Annotated in this window: 6 protein-coding genes; all 6 read right to left on the reverse strand. The window is 64.1% G+C overall.

Annotated elements, in window-relative coordinates; genetic code table 11:
* Positions 1–20: 20 nt before the first annotated feature.
* A complete protein-coding gene (locus DQG19_RS05980) occupies positions 21–8,735 on the reverse strand; it encodes a PKD domain-containing protein (protein WP_116125330.1) in 8,715 nt (2,904 codons plus the stop codon).
* A gap of 41 nt (positions 8,736–8,776) precedes the next feature.
* Positions 8,777–9,979, reverse strand: a complete 1,203-nt coding sequence (locus DQG19_RS05985) for a PorP/SprF family type IX secretion system membrane protein (RefSeq protein ID WP_116125331.1) — start codon at positions 9,977–9,979, stop codon at positions 8,777–8,779.
* A gap of 424 nt (positions 9,980–10,403) precedes the next feature.
* Positions 10,404–11,561 carry an aldose epimerase family protein gene (locus tag DQG19_RS05990; RefSeq protein ID WP_116125332.1) on the reverse strand — a complete coding sequence of 386 codons (1,158 nt, stop codon included), beginning with the start codon at positions 11,559–11,561 and terminating at the stop codon, positions 10,404–10,406.
* A gap of 124 nt (positions 11,562–11,685) precedes the next feature.
* Positions 11,686–13,386 carry an arylsulfatase gene (locus DQG19_RS05995; RefSeq protein ID WP_116125333.1) on the reverse strand — a complete coding sequence of 567 codons (1,701 nt, stop codon included), beginning with the start codon at positions 13,384–13,386 and terminating at the stop codon, positions 11,686–11,688.
* A gap of 210 nt (positions 13,387–13,596) precedes the next feature.
* Complete coding sequence (locus tag DQG19_RS06000) at positions 13,597–14,640, reverse strand: sugar phosphate isomerase/epimerase family protein (protein WP_116125334.1); 1,044 nt, start codon at positions 14,638–14,640, stop codon at positions 13,597–13,599.
* A 31-nt stretch (positions 14,641–14,671) separates the two neighbouring features.
* Positions 14,672–17,542 (reverse strand): PQQ-dependent sugar dehydrogenase, encoded by a 2,871-nt coding sequence (locus DQG19_RS06005; protein ID WP_116125335.1) that lies wholly within the window; start codon positions 17,540–17,542, stop codon positions 14,672–14,674.
* Positions 17,543–17,584: the final 42 nt, after the last annotated feature.

A 17,584-nucleotide genomic window follows, 5' to 3' on the forward strand; every position in this document is an offset into this window, starting at 1 on the left:
GGTTTACCCGGACAAGGTACCTACCGCAGGAGGGTGATGTAGCCCGATTTGGCGATCACGCCCCGCTCGTTCGGCATGCCGGTCCAGTTACGGCCGTTACGGAAGTGAGCGCGGTGTACGCGCCAGACGTAGGTACCGGGCTTGGCGGGCCGCCCCTGGTAGGTGCCGTCCCAGGCCTCGGTAGGTGAGCCTTCCGCGTCGAGGGCGTCGGATTCCCAGACGAGCTGGCCCGTACGGGAGTAAACGCCAATGTAGAAGTCATCCAGGCCGATGCCCTTGGGCTTGAAGATGGACTGCTCGGCTACGGTGTTGTCGTCCGGGGTAAAGATGTTGTGGATAAACAGGCCCACAAGCTGGTCGAGCTCCACCGGTTTGGTGACGGTATCCTGGCAACCGTAGGCATTCTCTACCCAGTGCCAGACGGTCTTGTCAAAACTTGACATGTACCGGTGGACCGGATCGCGTGCCTCGCTGCCGTGTCCGTCGCCGAAGTCCCACCCGAAGCGCACGGCGTCACTGGTCGACCGGTCGGTAAACTGGAGGGTGTTCATCGGCTCGTTCGGGGCATTGTCGAAGTAAAAGTCGGCAAAGGGCCGTGGGTAGATCTCGACGAAGTTGCGCGCCACCAGGGTATCCGCGCAACCGCTGCCGTTGCCCACGATGACGGTCACGTCGTAGCTGCCCGGGTCGTCGAAGCGGCGCGAGAAATTGGCCTCCTCGCTGGAGTAACCGTCGGAGAAGCTCCAGTGAATGTATTCCGTGTGGGAGCTGACGCTGGTAAAGGGCATCTCCCCGGCGGTACAGCCCGCCGTGTCCGGAATGCTGAACTCCGCTACCGGCTCGCCGTAGATCGCCAGCGGGGCCGAGGTTTCGGCGGTACAGCCGAAGGCACTGGTAGCCGTCAGGTTGACGTTGTAGGTGCCCGCTTCGGTGTAGGTCACGCAGGGGGTGTTGATGCCCGTCGTCTCTCCGTTACCGAAGTTCCAGGCGTAGCCCACCGCCCCGCTGCTGCGGTTGGTGAAGCACACCTGCTGCGGCAACCCGCAGGCCTTGTCAGCCTCCGCCGTAAAGGCTACGCTGGGCAGGGCGTGGACCGTCACCGGAGCGAAGACGGTATCCTGCGCACAGCCAAATTCGTCACGCACCGTCAGGCGGATCCGGTATTCGCCGGGTACGGTGTAGGTGTGGGTGGCCGGTTGTTCACCCACGGCGGTGTTCCCGTCGCCGAAGTCCCACAGGTGGGTACCGGCTCCGGTAGACTGGCTGCTGGGCCGTACCTCCAGCGGCGCGCAACCGCTCGCGCGGTCCAAGACGAAGGAGGCCGCGGGAAGGTCACGCACGGTGACGGTGCGGGTGAACGTACCGGGACAATCCACCCCGGGGGCCGTTGCGGTCAGGGTAACGGTGTACGTGCCGGGGCCGGGATAGACGTGGCGCGGCGCGGCCGGCCCCTTCTCGGTGTGACCGTCGCCGAAGTCCCAGCGCAGGCCGGTGACGTTCCCCGAGGTACTGCGGAAGGCTACCGCCTCCCCGGCACATACCGTTTCGGCGGCCGTAAAGGATACCTGCGGCGCAGGGTGGACGGTCACCAGCAGGGTGTACTGCTCCCGGGCGCAGCCGTTATCGGCCGTCAGGGTAACGGTGTAGGTACGTACCTGCCCGGTAGTATTCGTAAAGGTGTGGAGGGGGTGCTCCGCCTCGGAAACCGAGCCGTCGCCGAAGTCCCAGGTGTAGGAGGTCCCGCTACCCGGGCGCGTCAGGTTGCGGAAATTTACCGTGAGCGGCGCGCAACCGTCTTCCGCATCGGCGGTAAATCGGACGGAAAGGTCGCTGGGCTGTACCCGTACGGTACGCGAGAGGCTATCCGCACCACAGCTGTTGGTGACGACGAGCTTGACCTCGTACTCGGTGATTTCCGACCCGCGTGCGACGAAGGTGCGGACGGGCGGACGTACTGCGGTGGAGAAGCGCTGGCCGTCAATGTACCAGGCATACCGCAGACCGGAACCCCCTGATTGATTGTCGAATGCCACCTCCAGGTCGGAACAGCCATCCGCGGCGGAAAGAGTAAAGGCGGCCACGGGGGCGCTCGGAACGAACACCGGCAGGGAGTACGTGTCGGTACCGCAGGCGTTGCTGACCCGCAGGGTCACCTGGTAGGTGGTGTCGGTTTCCAGCGCGGGGAAGCGGACCGGTTCCGGATGCTCCAAGTTGCTGGTAGTTCCGTTTCCGAAGTCCCAGAAGTAGGTAGCCTCCGGACTGTTTGCGGCACTTCGGTTAGCAAAGCCATAGGGTTCATCGGCGCAGGCCGGACTGCCTTCGGCGACGAAGGAGGCCTCCGGAGCGGTGGAAATGCGGATTTGCTTGATTACCGTGAAGGAACAGCCGGCCTGGTCGGTCGCCGTCAGTCGGATGGCATGAATACCGGGAGTGGAGAAGGTGAGTTCCACGTTGCGTTGGCGGACGGGGGGACTGTCGTCGGTACGCCAGAGCAGATCGGCACCCGACGCGCCACTGGCGGAGAAGAAAACCGGCTCGCCGAGGCAGGCCGCATCGGGGCCTACGATCCCCACCACCGGACGGGGCCGGACCTGGACGGTAAAGTCGGCCGAGTTCGAGCAGGTCATTCCGGACGGTCGGTAGTAATAGGTCAGGGTATAGGTGCCAGCGCCCAGGCTGCTGGGGTCCATCACGCCCGCCGGATCGGTAACCCCCGGTCCTCCGTACCAGCCACCGGTCGGGCGGCCGTTGTCCAGGACGAAGTGCGTTTCGGTCTCACAGACCTCGAGAACCTGGCTGGTCAGCCGTATTTCGGGCCGTTCGATCACTACCACTTCACGGTAGCCGGTCACCGAACAGGCTCCGGAAGCGTAAGTATAGGCGAGTACCGTGGTGCCCGGCCCCGCCGCTACGGGGTCCAAAAGTCCGTCTTCGGTAACAATGCCCGGGCGCCCGCGGGCGTCCGACCAGGTACCACCGGCCGGTTGGGGAGCGGATAGCGCGAAGGCGCCATCCAGAATGCAGACCGTATCGCGGCCGCCCATCGTCAACTCCGGCATGGGGTCGATGACGAAGGTTTCGGATACCGTATCGCGGGCACACCGTCCGAAGCCGATCAGCGTAACGGTATAGGTACCCGGTGTACGGTAGCGGATACCGCTCGGGCGGCGGTCCGTGGACGTTTGGGTGTCCGCGCCGGGAAAGTACCAGCGCAGGGAATCGTACTCGGCGGCATGGGTAAAGACGGCGCGGGGCGTAAGGGTGGCCTCGGCACACTGGTCGGCCAGCGGATCGAGCTGCAGAGCAGGTTGGGGACGTACCCGCACCGTGTCGGTCCAGGCGACCGATGCACAGTAGCCCTTGTCCAGCTCCGCCCGCAGAACGTAGGTACCCGCGGCAGCGAACGAAAAGGTCGGCGTGGCAGACCGGTCGTCGTCGATCGTGGCGGTCGTAGCGGGCTGCACCGACCAGCGGAAGGCCACGTCGCCGGGGGTGCCATTGCGTACGGTCACGGTGGCGGGGCCCGTCAGGCAGAGCTCATGCTGTACTAGCTCGATGTCCGCCACCGGGGGGGCGGTAAGCATGAAGGTGTCGCGAGCTACGGCCGTACCACAGGGTCCGGTTGCCGTAACCGTCACGTGGTACCGGCCCGGCCCGAAGGTGGCGGGATCGGGGGTTAGCTCTGTACTGGTGAAGACTGCTTGACCGAGTTCGTCGGTCACTACCCAGCGCACATCGGATGTGCGGGAGTAGTCGGCGGTAAACCGTACGGCCGCCGGTGCGCAGGCATCGGGTACCGGCTGCAGGCGTACGGTGGGTGCCCGTCCGACCGTGATGATGGTGTCGCGGGTACCGATGCCGCAGGCTCCGTTGTCGACCTCGAGGCGAAGGGTGTACGCTCCGGGAGCCTGGTTATCGACCAGCTCGAAGGTCACGGGACTGCCGCGCCGGGTAGCCAGGTGGCTGCCGTCGGGACGAAACAGGTGGAAGGTGACGCTACCGGGGGCATTGCCGCCGGCATCCCGTGCCGTGATAGTTTCCCCGGGACAAAGGTCCGCACCGTCCAGACTCAGGTCCGGACGCGGGGGCTCGTTTACGGTAAAGGTGTCCCGCACGCTGATGCCCTGCGGGGCACAGTGACTGTAGGCCGTGGCCATAAACAGGTAGGCAGCGGGGCCGGTCAGGTCAATCGGCTCCGCACGGTGGCCGCCCGAGTAAATGATTGCACCTGCGTCCGCGCCCGAAAGAACGGTGAGCGTCCAGCGGATGGAGTCCAGCCGAGAGGTATCGGCCCCGTAGCTGATGTCGGGAAGTACTTCGGTGATGTCACAGCCGTCGGGAAGACTGGCGATGGTGACCACCGGCGCGGCATCTACCATGACGGTCCACTCCCGGGTTTCGTTGGTACAAGCGCCATCCGACACGGTTGCCGTAATGGTATAGGCTCCTGCGGGTCCGGCCAGACTGATTTCCGGGGCCGCGGCCGTCGCATCGCTGATGGTCACCCCGTCCATGGGGGCAACGCTCCAGGCGTAGGTGAGACCCGGGCCGGTCGAACCGTTGGTTACGCTGACGGTCGCGCCGGTACACGCTACCGAATCGCTCAGCGACAGGTCGATCCGGGGAGGAGCGGGCCGGTCGAAGGTGACGGTATCCGTCACCTCGCCGCAAATCCCGTAGACGCTCAGGAGTACGGTGAGGTCGTCGCCGTAGCCGGAAAGGGTCACGCGACCGGGGTCGCGGTCCGTGGAGAAGGCCGGGGAGCTGCCCGCAGGGAAGGCCCAGCGTACGGAATCGATGCCCTCGCTACCGGACATATAGTCGGCTGTAGGGTCGAAGCCGTCTTCGTCACAGGCTACCGCGATCGGCGCGATCTCCACCCTCGGCGGAGCCGTGAGCGTGACGAGGGTGTCCCAGGTAATCACTCCACAGGCGGGGGTCTGTACCTGGGCGGTAATCGTATAAGTGCCCGGGGCGATAGACTGTCCCAGGGTGAATACCGGGCTGGTCTTGCGGGTGCGGGTAAGCACGGCTCCCGTGGCGTCGGTCACCTTCCACTGGTAGCTGCCCGCCGCTCCACTACTGCGGTTGATGATGGCGATTTCCGTATCTCCGTCGTGGCAGTAGTCCGTCGTGGCCACCGAAAGGTCGATAGCGTGGCTATCGTGTACCGTAAAGGTGCGGGTCGCGGTAGTGGTGCCACAGTTGTTGGTGGCAATCAGGGAGAGCGTATACGTGCCGGGACGATCCACGGACAGGGTGCCCGGATCGGAAGTGGTAGCCACCACGGTAGTGGTGCTCCCGTCGCTTAGTTCCCAGCGTACGTCGCTGAGGGGGGCGGTGCCGAGGTCGTAATCCGGCATGACGTCGATCCGGTCACAGGCATCCGCGATGCGGTCCAGGCGTACTTCCGGACGGTCCTGCACGACCACGGAGAACTCCGTTTCGTCCGGCGCGCAGACGGGGCTGGTGGCCCGCAACGCCAGGCGGTAGGTACCCGCCGGCACTCCGGCGAAGGAAATCTCCGGGCGCTGGGCGCCGGCATCGCTGAAGGTGATGCCGGGGTGGGAAGCGGTCCAGCGCAGGTCCAGGTTGTCACCCGTGACCCCGCCGGTTACGGAGAGGACATCACCCGAACAGACGGTATCCCTTGGCAGGTTAACGGCGATGGCCGGCGGGCGGGACACGACGAACGTCTCGGTGACGGTCGTAGCGCCACAGGCGGTGAAGGCTGTCAGGCTGACCGTGTGGCTGCCGCCTTCGTAGCGTACCGGGGGGGGCGTGGCCCCCGTAAAGGTGGACGGTGGCGTAGCCGTGGCAAAGCTCCAGACGTAGGTGGTCACCGGGGAACTACAATCAGCCCGGCTGGCGGTGAAGTTGATGGCCTGCGCCCCGCAGAGGGTGTCGACCGGAGTAATAGTCAGCTCGGGGGTGCCGAGTACCATGACGCGTTCGCTGTGCATGCTGCTGCTACTGGTACCGCAGCTGCTGATGATTTCGAGGGTCACGGTGTAGGCGTCGGCCCGGGTGAGCTCGATGACCGGCTCACGGCTGCTGGCAGAGGTCCCCTCGATGAAGGCGTATCCGCCGGGCCCGCAGTCCGGGGCGTCCGGGGTAACAATCCAGCGTACCTCGGCGGGCGAGCAGCCATCCAGGCCGGTACTCAGGTTGTCGGGACGCAGGATCAGGCCCGTGGACGCACAGGCATCCGTGGGGTCTACGGTGAAGTCGGCTACTGGTGCTTCGCGGACGCATACGGTGGTCTGGTCGCTATCGGAGCAACCCGAGTCGGTGGTGTAGGTGTAGGTTACGGTATAGGTGCCCGGGGTATCGGCCCGGAAGGTGCCGTCGGGGGCAACGAAGTCGCCCGACCACCGGCCGCGGTCATACCGGTCGAAGGGCTGGCCACTGAGCTGGATCTCCTGATCGACGCAGGCCTCCCGCGACCGCCCGGCGTCGGCTATGGGTTGTGCCTTGACCTTTACACTGATGGTGTCGGCCGCATCGCAGCGTCCGGCGGGATCGGTTCCCTGTACTATTACGGTATAGCGACCGGGGCGGTGGTGACTGAAGGTCACTTCCGGCCCGGTAGTCCCGGACAGGTGGTCGCCGGTCCAGGTATAGGTGGCACCCCCCGTGGCCGTAAGCGTCACCGATTCACCGGCACACACTATCGCGTCGCCGGCTACCACCTCCACGGGCGCCTGCTCCTCCACCACGACCGGGTAGGTAGCGGAAACGGAACAGCCCAGGGCGTTGGTAGCCGTAACGGTATAATCGCCACTCATGGCCGGAGTGGCATGGGGGCGTACCCAGGAGGCGGTGGTGGCTACGAATCCATCCGGACCCGTCCACAGGAAGGTCATACCGTTGCCCCCGCCCTCGAGGCTGGCGGCGATACTGGTGGAGGCACAGGTTTCGCGGGTAACGGCGATGGTGGGCAGGATGGCCGCGCCGAAGATCTCGAAGGTTTCCGTGGTCGTAGCCGTACCGCAGCTGTTGGTCACCGCGACCGAAACCGTGTAGGTGCCGGGGCGGTCGAAGGTGACCGGGCCCGGCACGCGGGCGTGGGGGTCACCGCCGGTACCGCCGCCGAAATCCCAGGCGTAAGTGGGCGGGTCGGAACAGTCGTCATTCATGGTCAGGAACGGCTCCACGGTGATGGGACCGGGCATACAGGTGTCGGGAATTTCCCGGATCGCCAGTATGGGGCCTTCGGCCACGGTGAAGCTCTGGTAACTCGTGTCACTGCCGCACTCATTGGTCGCTACGAGTCCCAGCCGGTACTGTCCGCTGGAGTCGAACCGGATGCGGATGTCGCGGTCGGTCAGGGAGGGGGTTGCCGAGCTGCCCCCGCCCAGGAGCGTATAGCCCGCCTCCTGCGAACCGCAGTCCGCGGGCAGGTAATCGACTAACCAGGTGTATTTCATATCTCCACTGCAGTCCACCGCGGTACCGGAGGTGTTGGTGGTCCGGACGGTCATCGGGGTACAGATCTCCGGATCCTCGTTGACGGCGGTAAAGCTGCTCTCCGGAGGACCGAGGACGCAGATGTCCTTGCTCAGGGGTGGGGAACTACAGGCGTTGGAGGACCGTGGATTGTAGTAAAGGGTGACGGTGTACTCGCCGGGTTCCAGGAAGCGAATGTCCAGCCCCTCCTCGTCGGTGACCGAACCGGAAACGATCTCGTACTTCGATTCGTCGGCGGAGATCACCCACCGAGTCATCATGTCGAAGCTACAGCCGTCCCCCACGGCGTACAGCGCGGGCTCAGACTCATTGCGCACGCTCACTACGCCGTTCACGCAGGTGGTTTCTTCGGCCGTAAAGTCCATCTTGGGTACCTTATTGGCGCGGATGATCGTGCCCCCCGACTGGGTAAAGCACGGGTTGGTGGCCTCAAAGTGAATGTCGAAATAGTTGTTGCTCGTCTCCGCGCTCTCGCAGGGGCTCTTCGTGAGGTGGTAGACGAATTCGCTCGGCGGCGGGTGGTTGAAGTAGGTAGTATCCCCTATCCCGTCGTTGACCCATATCTTGTAGGTGGTCCCCGGGGGATTGGATTCGGTACCGGAAATGGTGAAGCGGACATCCTCCGGTACGCAGGCGATCTGGTTACTCACCGGTACGATGTTACCGCCCGGGTTACTGCCGTAGAAGAAGGGGAAGGTATCCTGCGCCCAGCAGCCGCTGGCGCCGCGCACCGACAGGACGATGTCGTAAAGCCCTACCTGGGTGTAGGTATGGGTGGTGCCGTCGGGCAAATCGGCATCGGCGTAGAGGGCGCTGCCGTCGCCCCAGTCGATCGTGTAGAAGGTGTTGTCGGATTGGGTGGAGGAGGTATTGTCGATGACGATATCGTAACTGGGATCGTCGGTCGGCGCGCAGTTCACGAAATTGAAGATGCCGATGCTCTCGATGGAGGGGTCCGGCAGCACGTCGGGGCTGACGGTGATCAGCTGGGTCGTGGTGTCCGGCACACAGCTTCCTCCCGTGATCAGGGTCACCGGGAAGGTGTAGGAACCGGGGGCTTCCGCATCGAAGATGTGGGTAGGATTGCGCTCCGTTGAGGTCTGCCCGTCGCCGAAAGTCCACTGGTAGCTTCCCGCCGTAGGGAAGGTGGGTACGAACCGGATTTCGTTACACGAGGTGGTCACGTAAGTAAAATCGGCCGGACAGCGCTGGCCGGCGAGGCCGGCGGCGATCAGGGTAGAGAGGATAAAGAGCAGGGTCCGCATAGTCAGTCGTTGGCTGGTCCAGAAATGGGGTGGCGGTCAGGTCAGAAGCTGACGGGGCATTTTGCCCCCGGATAGAGTTCGTTCTTATTGATCATGCGGCACCGCGACTTCAGGTCGGCGAGCATGATGCGGCAGTTGACCTCGACCGTTCCCAGGGAGGCCGTGGCGTTCACTCCGCTGAGGGGTACGTCGTAGGACAGGCCTACGATCCACCCGGTTTCGCGGTCCTTCCAGCGCCGGCCGACGTCGAGGAGGGTGCGGGCGTCCAGGCCCCAGGACAGGATGAGGGCGTTGGAATTCCGGCCGCCGATGACGCTACCGTCGTTGGTGGCCGGGCGGCGGGGCGTGTTGAACTGATAGAAGGCTCCGGTGTAGAAACCCTTCCCAAATAGGTAGGAACCCACCGTAAAGAGGTTCATCTTGCCGTCGTGCTGTGTGTCCCAGCGAAACTGGGGTGCCACGGAAGTAGGCGTATAGTGTTTCGTCCCGCGCATGGAGCTGATGCTCCGCGTAAAGCCCATATGCAGGGTGGTCCGGCGGGGCAGAAACGACTCGGTCGACTCGGGGTCGAAGGCGATGTCCGGCTCGTTGACGTTCGAGAGGCTGGCGCCGAGGGTGAAGATGGTGTAGTCGTGGACGCCGTGCTTCCAGGCGCCGCGCACCATGGTGCCGATGTTCACATTGGTATAGGGGCCGGTACCGACATTGACGATCTGCGGGGGGCTGATCACGCCCGCCACTGGATCCACCTGGTAGGCGAAGAAGTAGTGCCCGCTCACCAGCGTGCTCTGCATCAGACTGAGCTGGGAGCCGAGGCGCACGTCGAGCCGGCTGAGGCCATGCGAGGTGCGCCGGTCGGGATCGAGTACCGAGTACTCGAAGGCCACGGCCAGGCCGCCACCGGTCGTCTTGAGCGGGGCAACGCCCGTCTCGTCCTGAAACAGTGATCCGGCCACGCCGAAAGTGGCCCGCTCCATATCGCCGATACACGGCAAACGTTGGTTGAGGGTCACGTTGTAGGTCCGGAATCCGCCCTGAAAGGGCATGCTGCTGGCGTCGGGCAGGCCGAACCACTGGTCGCGGTAGTTAAGGATCAGCTGGGTGCCAGCCTCCAGACCGGCGTAGGCCGGGTTCAGGTAGACGCGGTTGGCGTAGAACTGGGAGAAGAATGGATCCTGGGCCAACGCGGGCAGGCCGAAGAACAGTAGAGCGCCAAAAAACAGATTGCGTAGCGGTAGATTCATAAGCAAACAATTGCTCCGAACCCACTCCCCGCCGGCCCAACCATCGCAATGGCACGCGGGCACCGGGGCACCTCCACGTCAGGCGGAGGTACGTACGTTCAGATTCTAGGTGTTTGTTTACGGGTGATAACCCAGCCTCAAAGCGACTGCGGCAGCCCGGCACATACCGGTTCACTGCCTAATCCGACGCTCTGTTATACCGGGTTGTCCCCCGTGTACAGCGGTTAGAACGTCGGATTTTCCGCCCAGATTGCCACCTTAACGAATCGTTTTGCCCCAGCCGCGGGCTTACGAGAATGCTACGTCGGCGTCACGTACGCACACAACATCCTTCCGCCACGGAAGGCGGATACGGAATTTTACACCGACAACGTGTTTTGACCTACTTAAGTGCCCCCATCGGTAACCGGGGGGGCAGGCGGCGCTAGCGGGTACCGAAGGTGTAGACCGTCGTGCTCTCGTAGATATCGCCCGGCTCCAGGATGGTAGAGGGGAAGTCCTCGCTGTCCTGGTTCGGCGAATCGGGGAAGTGCTGGGTTTCCAGGCAGAAGCCGGTCCGGTAGGCGATCGGCTGATCGCCCTTGCCGGTCAGGGTACCGTCGAGGAAGTTGCCGCTGTAAAACTGGATTCCGGGCTCGGTGGTCTTCACGTCTAGGGTCCGTCCGCTGCCGGGCTCGTAGACGAAGGCCGCCTCGTGCAGGCCGGAGCCGCTGGCGTCGAGTACGTAGTTGTGGTCGTAGCCCTTGCCCAGGGTCAGCTGCTCGTTGTCCTGGTCGATGCGGTCCCCGATGGGGGTGGCCGACTGGAAGTCGAAGGGCGTACCCTCCACGTCGCGCAGTTCCCCGATGGGGATGAGCGTCTCGTCGACGGGGGTAAACTCGGCGGCGTTGATCGTCAGCTCGTGGCCGAGGATGTCTCCGCTGCCGGCCAGGTTGAAGTAGGCGTGGTTAGTCAGGTTGACGGGGGTCGCCTGGTCGGTGGTAGCCTCGTACTCCAGCGTCAGGGCGTTGTCGTTGTCGAGCCAGTAGCGTACCGTCACGTCCAGCTTGCCGGGGTAGCCCATCTCGCCATCGGGGCTGGTGCCGGTCAGCTCTACGCCCACACGGTCACTTTCCTCGAGGGCCCGCATCTGCCAGAGCTTGCGGTTGAAGCCCATATTGCCGCCGTGTAGGCTGTTGGGGCCGTCGTTGGTAGGCAATTGGTAGGTTTCCCCGTTGAGGGTGAATTGCCCCTTGGCGATGCGGTTGCCGTAGCGGCCGATGAGGGCACCGAAGTAGGGGTTGTCGCCGGTGTAGCCGCTCAGGCTGTCGAAGCCCACCAGTACGTCCGCCAGTTGGCCGTCGCGGTCGGGCGCGTAGATGTGGGTGATGATTCCGCCGTAGTTGATGACGCTGACGCGCATGCCATTCTCGTTCTCCAGGGTATACTGGGTCACCTCCCCTTCGTCGGTGCTGCCGAAGGCCGTCTCGGAGACGCTGAGGCCGGGCCCCTCGCTATCTCCGGTAGAACCGGTATCGGCGGTGTCGGCCGGGCCGCAGGCAAACAGGAGACAGAGGACCAAAAGGAAAAGACTGAATTTCATGGCATGATGTTTTGACGGCGGCCGCGACCGCGGCTCAATAATAGTCATTTTTACAATTTTCAGGAATGCCAGCGTGCATTCGTGGCCAGCCGGACCCTCCCAAGCCGGGGGGACGGTTGCCGCCTCACTCCGACATGGATCTCCCGCCCAGGTCCACGTAGCCCACCGCCTCGGCCTTCTCCTGCCACCGGGCCCTCAGCTCTTCCACTTTCTCCGGATATTCGGCGGCTAGGTCGTTGGTTTCGGTGAGGTCCTTCGAGAGATCGTAAAGCTCCCAGGGCTGGTCGGCCCAGCGTACCAGCTTCCAGTCGCCTACGCGGACGGCCTTCCCCCTGTCGTGTTGCCAGAACAGCACTTCGTGCGGCTCGCGGCGTTGCCCCTTGATGAGGGGCAGCAGGCTCTTGCCCTCCAGGGCGGGAATGTCGCGGTCGGCGTAGTCCATGGGGTACTCCGTGCCGGCGAGGTCGAGAAAGGTCGGCATCAGGTCGATGACGTGACCGGGAGCCCTGACCAGCGATCCCGCTTCGGCTTCCAGGCCGGCCGACCAGTGGACGATCATCGGGGTGGCGTTGCCGCCGTGGTACGACCAGGCCTTCCAGAACCGGAAGGGGGTATTGGCCGCGCCGGCCCACGCCTGTCCGATACCGGCCATGGTGGTCTCCGGTCCGGGGTGTTCGTAGTGGTCATCGGTGTATTCGATCGGCGTTCCGTCGTGGGTGAAGGCCGGCCGGTCGTAGCCCGGGTCGTACATCCGCTCGGGACTGGCACCGTTGTCGGCTAGGAAGATGATGACGGTATTCTCGTACTCCCCGGTCGCCTTCAGCTTATCGATGAGGCGGCCCACCCCGGCGTCCAGGTGGTCCACCATGGCTGCGTGGACCTCCATGTGTTCGCTCTCCCAGTTCTGGTCTTCCACATCGGGCCACTGCCGGTCGGATTCGTTGCCGCCGTCCGGACTTACGGAGGAGTCTATCAGCCCCATCTCCACCATGCGGGCGTAGCGCTCCTCGCGCAGGGCGCCCCAGCCGGCGTCGTAGCGGCCTTTATACTTGGCGATATCCTCGGGCAGGGCGTGCAGCGGCCAGTGCGGTGCGGTGTGGGCCACGTAAAGGAAGAAGGGCTCCTCCTTTTCGGAAAACTGGTCGATAAGCAATTCCGCCTTGTCCGTGATGAAGTCGGTCATGTAGAAGTCCTCCCCGATCGAGTCGCGCAGCGGGGCGTCGTTGTGTACCAGACTGAAGGGGTTGAAGTAGTTCACCACTCCCCAGACGATGCCGTAGAATTCGTCGAAGCCCCGGTGATTGGGGTAGGTTTCCAGGTCGCCATAGACTTCCGGTCCGTTCTGGTTGGCCAGCCACTGCAGGTGTTCCTGGGGATCGGGCAGCGGCTCGGCGTGGGTCAGGTGCCACTTTCCGGACATGCCGGTCTGGTAGCCATCGGCTTCCAGGGCCTCCGCGGCCGTGACGCAGTTGAAGTTCATGCTGGGTCCGTTGGTCTGCAGTCCCACCTGGTGGGCGTAGAGTCCCGTGAGGAGGGACGCGCGGGTCGGGCAGCAGCGCGCGTTGTTGTAGAACTGCGTCATCCGGATACCGTCGGCGGCCAGGGCGTCGATGTTCGGCGTATTGATCTCGCCGCCGTAACAGCCGATATCCGAGTAGCCGAGGTCGTCGGCCATGATGACCACGATGTTGGGGCGGTCGTCCGGGGCCGGTGTCCCGTCGGCCGTCACACCGGTTCCGGGCGAGCGGCCACAACCGGCCAGTAGCAGCAGGGACAGAAAACAGGCCAGCGAAACGCCCGCGGAAGGTGTTGGGTAAGGTTGCATCGGGTATAAATATACTAAATCGATTAAGCAAACCTACGGCGGAAGTCATACGCGTTTATCCGAGCGGCGGCGCGCGGGTGCGGTGTGGCTACCGGGGGCGGCTGCCACCGGTTCCTTCCGGCAGGCTACGGAGAGCTGCCGTATCAACTTCAGCGGGTAACGCTCGATTGGCAGGGAGCCAGCTACCGGCACCCGGGGACTGGGAGCAGCTTACCTGGCCTGCGCCAGCGCCTCGCGACAGAACTCCAGGCAGCGGGCAACCTCCTGTACGGCATCGGACCCCTCGGGTACCTCGTACTCCAGCTCCACGGTGGCTGGGAAGTTGTACTTGCCGCGCCGCATCAGGTCGAGCATTTCCGCGATGGGGGTATCGCCCTCACCCCACGGCAGGTTCTGCTGCCCGTGGGCGGGGGTGGTCCGGTCCTTGGTGTGCATGCTGGCGATACTGGCGTGTTTACTGCGCATGAGTTCGAGCGGATCGTAGCCGGCGGCCACGTAGTGGCCGGCATCGAAGTTCAGGGCATTGGCGGCACTCTGCCGCAGTGCCGTGTCCCAGAAGTCAGGCGTCTGCTGGGTGTGGCCGTGGTAGGCAACGCGCACGCCGTGCTTGCGGGCCATCTCACCCAGCTTGGCGGTCCAGGCGTCGTCGCCCGGGTGCTCCAGGGTCACGTGGCTGGCGCCGAGCGTTTTGGCGGCGCGCAGGCCGTAGTCGATCTCGGCGTCGGAGTTATTCTTCCCGAATGCACTGGGCTTGAACCCATAGATGCTTACGCCGGCGTCGGCGTACATCCGCCGCAGCTGGCGGAATTTCTTCATGTCCGCGCCGGCCCGCCACACGGCCACCGCCCGCTGGTGGTCTTCCAGCGCGGCGCGCATTTCTTCCAGCTCGGCCTTTTCCGTATCGGAGAGCTCGCCGTCGCGCTGCTTGCGCATCATTCCGTACATCTTGCCGCGGTCCACGGAACTCTCGGGGGCCCCGGCGAAGGATTCGGCCGGTTCGCCCATTAGCTCGATGGCACTGATGCCGGCGTCGGTGACGTACCCCAGGGTAGCCTCGGCGCTCTGGTCAGGCATACTGCGGAAGGAGTAGGTGATCGTGCCGATCTGTACGCCGTTGATCACCGAGTTCGGCTTGTTGTAGTAGCGCAGGATGGCCGGCGCGGCGTGTACGGCCGGCGTGGCGATGAGGAGTCCGCCGGCGACGGCCGAGGTAGTGCGGAGAAACTGGCGGCGGGTGGTTGCTTTCGTTTGCATGATCGTGTATTGGTACGTGCCGGGCGGTAGCCTACCGCGACAGTTGGTTGGTATTCATAAATTCGATCCCCTGCAGTTCTACGAGGATCTGCCCCTGCTTGGCCTCGGGGTTCCGCACCACGAAGTATACGTCGTGCATTCCCGTGGCCCCGTCCACCGGCACGGTGAACGTAGGACGGAACTGGTCGCGGATGCTCCAGATGTTGGGTTCGGGGCCTTTCTTGCCACCCGCCTCCCAGGCCGCGAGAATCTTCGTCAGTTCGGCCCGCAGATCCACCTCCTGGTGGGCCACCCGCTCGGTGGTGCCGAGCAGGTCGCCGTCGGGGGAATCCAGGCGCACCTCGATCGTACCGCCGGCCGCACCGCTGCGGTTATTCGCCTCCGCGCCGATCACGATCGCGCTGATGCCCGTCAGGTCCAGATTCTGGTAGGCGACGTAGCCGCCATCCTCGACCACGTTGAAGGAGCGGCCGGGCGTGGTCAGCAACTGGGTGCCCTGTTGCTCGTCGGGGGCTTCCACGTTAAGTTTCGGATTGCGGAGGGGGATGATCTTCTCGGCCGTCAGCGGCGACAGGCTACCCGTACCGCGGTCGGTATAGGCGGCGCGCAGCAGGTAGCTTCCCTTGCCGTTCTCCCGCTCCGGTACCCGGGTGACGTAAGTGCCCGAAAGGGGAACGCGCTGCTGATCGGGGCCCGGGCCGGTCAGGCTCAGGATGTAGTCGACCATCTTGCCAGCATCGCGCTCGGACAGGTCCGGGTGGGCGCTCATAGCGTGATCGCCCCACAGGCCGACGCTGCCTTCGATAATGCGCTTTACGATCACCGGCTTCTGGCCGGGGTCACCGGCGTACTTTTCGGCTACGGCCTGGTAGCTGGGCCCCACGGAGGACACATCCACACGGTGGCAGGAAAGGCAGTCGCTCTCATTGATCAGGCTCTTGCCCTGGGCGAAAATGGCCCACTCGTCGCTGCTCACGTGGTTCTGTGCGATCGCGATGGGATCGTAGCCCTCGGGAGCGTAGTCGAAGTTTACGGCCACCGCCTCGGCGGGAATGGATCCGTCGGCTACCGAGCCGTCCTCGGGGTCGGCCACCTGGATGTCGTACCGGAGCTCGCTGCCGGGAAAGAAGAAGGACCGGTTGCCCTCCGCGATGGCGATGTCCACTTCCGGGGGCGCATTGCCGGCCAGGATCGTAAAGGACTGTTGATTGGTATTGCCGGCGGCATCGGTGACGGTCAGGTCGGCGGTATAGGTACCCTCCTCGTCAAGGGTTACGCTCGGGTTGGCGTCGTCAAAGGTTTCGGAGTAGCCGTTGTCGGAGGTGACCGTCCAGCGGTACTCCAGATCGTCCTTATCGTAGTCCTCGGTGCCCTCGGAGGACAGCTGTACGGTCAGCGGTAGGGCACCGGCGGTCCGGTCGGCACTCGCCGCCACCACGGGGGCCCGGTTGCCGCCGTTGTATTCGATACGCTTTATCTGGGCGTTCTCGTTGCCCCGGAACCAGGCCGAGCCGTACTCGAGTACGTAGAGGCGTCCGTCGGGGCTGAACTGCATATCGATAGCGCTGGAGAAGTTTTCGCCGGGCAGGAAGGGCTCCATACCGACGTAGTCTCCGTTCTCATCCATCTCCACTGCCATGATCCAGCCGCGCATGAATTCCACGGCCAGCCACTTGCCTTCGTAGTAGCTGGGAAAGCGGTATTCGGAATCGGCGAAGTCGGCCTGCCGGTACACCGGTCCTCCCGTAGCGCTGCGGCCCGAACTACCCATCAGGGGGAAGTCCTCGGAGTAGGAGTACGGATACCAGATGAAGGCGGGTACGGGCTTGGGGAGCTCGGTCAGGCCGTCGTTGTTGGGGGAGGTATTGACGACATTGTTGACGTCGAAGGGTCCGCTGACCGAGTCGGTAGCGTAGTCGTAGTCCGTGTACGGAATATTGTCGCCGATAAAGTAGGGCCACCCGTGGAAGCTCGCTTCCTTGGCCTGGTTGAACTCGTCGTAGCCCCGCGGACCGTAGCGGCTGTCCTCGCTGGCGTCGGGGCCTACCTCGCCCCAGTAGATGTAGCCGGTTTCACTGTCGACGCTCACGCGCCAGGGGTTCCGGTGCCCCATGGTATAGATCTCTGGGCGGGTGCCCTCGGTGCCCTCCGGGAAGAGATTGCCTTCCGGTATGGTGTAGCTGCCATCGTCTTCGGGGTGGATGCGCAGGATCTTGCCGCGCAGGTCGTTGGTGTTGCCGGCGGTGCGCTGGTCGTCGGAGTTTTCGTGACCGGGCCGCTCGTCCAGGTTGGACGTACCGATCGGCGGGTTGGCGGTGTTGTTGCCCACGGTCAGGTACAGGTTACCGCTAGCATCGAAGGTGATCCCGCCGCCCGTATGGCAGCAGACCTCGCGCTGGGCCGCGTACTCCAGTACGACCTTCTCGCTGTCCAGCTGCAGCGCGTCGCCGTCGAAGGTGAAGCGCGACAGCACGTGCTTCGGCTCGTCGGGGTCGGCGTATAGCATGTATACCCAGTGGTTCTCCGCGTAGTCGGGGTCGGCCGCGACGCCCATCAGGCCTTCCTCAGCGGGCCGGGTAGCCCCCTCCTTGTTGGTGTATATGGTATTTACGGGGATCGTTCCCACGGTCCGCATTTCCCGCTGCGCCGCGTTAAAGGTCTTTACCCCGCCCTTGCGCTCCACGATCATCATCTCATCTGGGGTGAGGAAGGTGAAGGCCATCGGCTCGTCCAGGCTACCGGGCTCGCTCAGGACCGTCGTAGTGAAGCGGTTCTCCTCGGGCAGGGTACCGTCATCGACGCCTGCCTGTGGGTCCGACTGACAGGATGTGATGATCCCCAACGTACCGATACACAGGAGTAGCCGGAGGGAAGTTAGACGAAGGAGGGGTGTGGGGGTCATGCTTGCTTGATCGAGGTTAGTCGTATCCGGTAAATTGTGACC

It is taken from the genome of Lewinella sp. IMCC34183 (genome assembly GCF_003390915.1).
Lineage (GTDB): Bacteria > Bacteroidota > Bacteroidia > Chitinophagales > Saprospiraceae > Neolewinella.

What these genes read in the sequence shown, in the direction of transcription:
- DQG19_RS06000 (WP_116125334.1), bottom strand. Translation starts at nt 14,640, where the DNA reads ATGCAAACGAAAGCAACCACCCGCCGCCAGTTTCTCCGCACTACCTCG.
- DQG19_RS05985 (WP_116125331.1), bottom strand. Translation starts at nt 9,979, where the DNA reads ATGAATCTACCGCTACGCAATCTGTTTTTTGGCGCTCTACTGTTCTTC.
- DQG19_RS05995 (WP_116125333.1), bottom strand. Translation starts at nt 13,386, where the DNA reads ATGCAACCTTACCCAACACCTTCCGCGGGCGTTTCGCTGGCCTGTTTT.
- DQG19_RS06005 (WP_116125335.1), bottom strand. Translation starts at nt 17,542, where the DNA reads ATGACCCCCACACCCCTCCTTCGTCTAACTTCCCTCCGGCTACTCCTG.
- DQG19_RS05980 (WP_116125330.1), bottom strand. Translation starts at nt 8,735, where the DNA reads ATGCGGACCCTGCTCTTTATCCTCTCTACCCTGATCGCCGCCGGCCTC.
- DQG19_RS05990 (WP_116125332.1), bottom strand. Translation starts at nt 11,561, where the DNA reads ATGAAATTCAGTCTTTTCCTTTTGGTCCTCTGTCTCCTGTTTGCCTGC.